Annotated in this window: 1 protein-coding gene and 1 pseudogene; both read left to right on the top strand. The window is 72.7% G+C overall.

Going from position 1 to position 1570, the window contains the following annotated elements; translation table 11 throughout:
* Positions 1-2 precede the first annotated feature (2 nt).
* Positions 3-1322 carry a histidinol dehydrogenase gene (hisD, locus tag MMF94_RS43060; protein ID WP_241043279.1) on the top strand — a complete coding sequence of 440 codons (1320 nt, stop codon included), beginning with the start codon at positions 3-5 and terminating at the stop codon, positions 1320-1322.
* Between the two features lie 17 nt (positions 1323-1339).
* Positions 1340-1570, top strand: a pseudogene (locus MMF94_RS43055) (histidinol-phosphate transaminase); the annotation flags it as partial.

Below are 1570 nucleotides of genomic sequence, written 5' to 3'. Positions count from 1 at the left end.
CCATGCTCCGCCGACTCGACCTGCGCGCCGCGCCCCTACCCCGCACCGCCGATCTGCGTGGGCTGTTGCCACGTGCCGAGGTGGATGTGGACACGGTGCTGCATCGAGTCCGTCCGATCGTCGAGGCGGTGCGGGAGCGGGGGGCCGAGGCTGCTCTGGAGTTCGCCGAGCAGTTCGAGAAGGTCCGCCCGGCCGGGATCCGGGTACCCGCGCAGACCCTCGCGGGTGCGCTCGCCGCGCTCGACCCGTCGGTGCGGGCGGCGTTGGAGACCTCGATCGCGCGGGCCCGCGCGGTGCACGCCGACCAGCGCCGCCGAGACATCGTCACCGACGTGGTGGCGGGCGGCACCGTCACCGAGCGGTTCGTGCCGGTGGCGCGGGTGGGGCTCTACGCGCCGGGTGGTCTGGCGGTCTATCCGTCCAGCGTGATCATGAACGTCGTCCCCGCCCAAGCCGCCGGCGTCGAGTCGCTGGTGGTGGCCTCCCCACCCCAGGCCGAGCACGGCGGGCTGCCGCACCCCACCATCCTCGCCGCGGCGGCGCTGCTGGGGGTCGAGGAAGTCTGGGCGGTCGGCGGCGCGCAAGCCGTCGCCCTGCTCGCGTACGGGGGCACCGACACCGACGGTGGCGAGCTCGCACCGGTGGACATGGTCACCGGGCCGGGCAACATCTACCTCACCGCCGCCAAGCGGCTGCTGCGCGGGTTCATCGGGATCGACGCCGAAGCCGGCCCCACGGAGATCGCCGTGCTGGCCGATGCCACCGCGGATCCCGTGCACGTGGCCGCTGACCTGATCAGCCAGGCCGAGCACGACCCCAACGCCGCGTCGGTGCTGGTCACCACCTCACCGGAGCTGGTCGACGCGGTCGATGCCGAGCTGGGGCGCCAGGTGCCGCAGACCAAACACACCGAACGGATCCGCACCGCGCTCACCGGGCCACAGTCCGGGGCGGTCCTGGTCTCCGACCTCACCGACGGCGTCACCGTGGTCGATGCTTATGCCGCTGAGCACCTGGAAATCCAGACCGAGAACGCGCGCGCCGTTGCGCTGCGGGTGCGCAATGCGGGCGCGATCTTCGTCGGCCCGTATGCGCCGGTGTCGCTGGGTGACTACTGCGCGGGCTCCAACCACGTGCTACCCACGGGCGGGTGCGCACGCCACTCCGCGGGGCTGTCGGTGCAGACGTTCCTGCGTGGGGTGCACATCGTGGAATACAGCCAGCAGGCGCTGCGGGAGGTGGCCGACCAGGTCGTCACACTCGCCGCCGCCGAGGATCTGCCCGCGCACGGCCAGGCGGTCACAGCGAGGTTCGGCCAGTGACATGTTGTGTCTCGGCAGTGGGCGGCGAGGTCACCCTCGACGACCTGCCACTTCGTGACGACCTGCGCGGCCGCAGCCCCTACGGAGCCCCGCAGCTCGACGTGGCGGTACGGCTCAACACCAACGAGAACCCCTACCCACCACCGCCCGAGCTGGTCGCGGACGTCACCGCGGCCGTCGCGGCGGCGGCGGTCGATCTCCACCGCTACCCCGACCGCAACGCCGAGGCGCTGCGCACCGACCTCGCC

It is taken from the genome of Pseudonocardia alaniniphila (assembly GCF_022524485.1).
In the GTDB taxonomy this organism is placed as follows: domain Bacteria; phylum Actinomycetota; class Actinomycetes; order Mycobacteriales; family Pseudonocardiaceae; genus Pseudonocardia; species Pseudonocardia alaniniphila.
The sequence above is the reverse complement of the archived record's forward strand: the minus strand, read 5'-3'. Positions and strand labels throughout refer to the sequence as shown.

Excerpts from the sequence above, each read along its gene's own strand:
- hisD (WP_241043279.1), top strand. The coding sequence starts at position 3 with ATGCTCCGCCGACTCGACCTGCGCGCCGCGCCCCTACCCCGCACCGCC.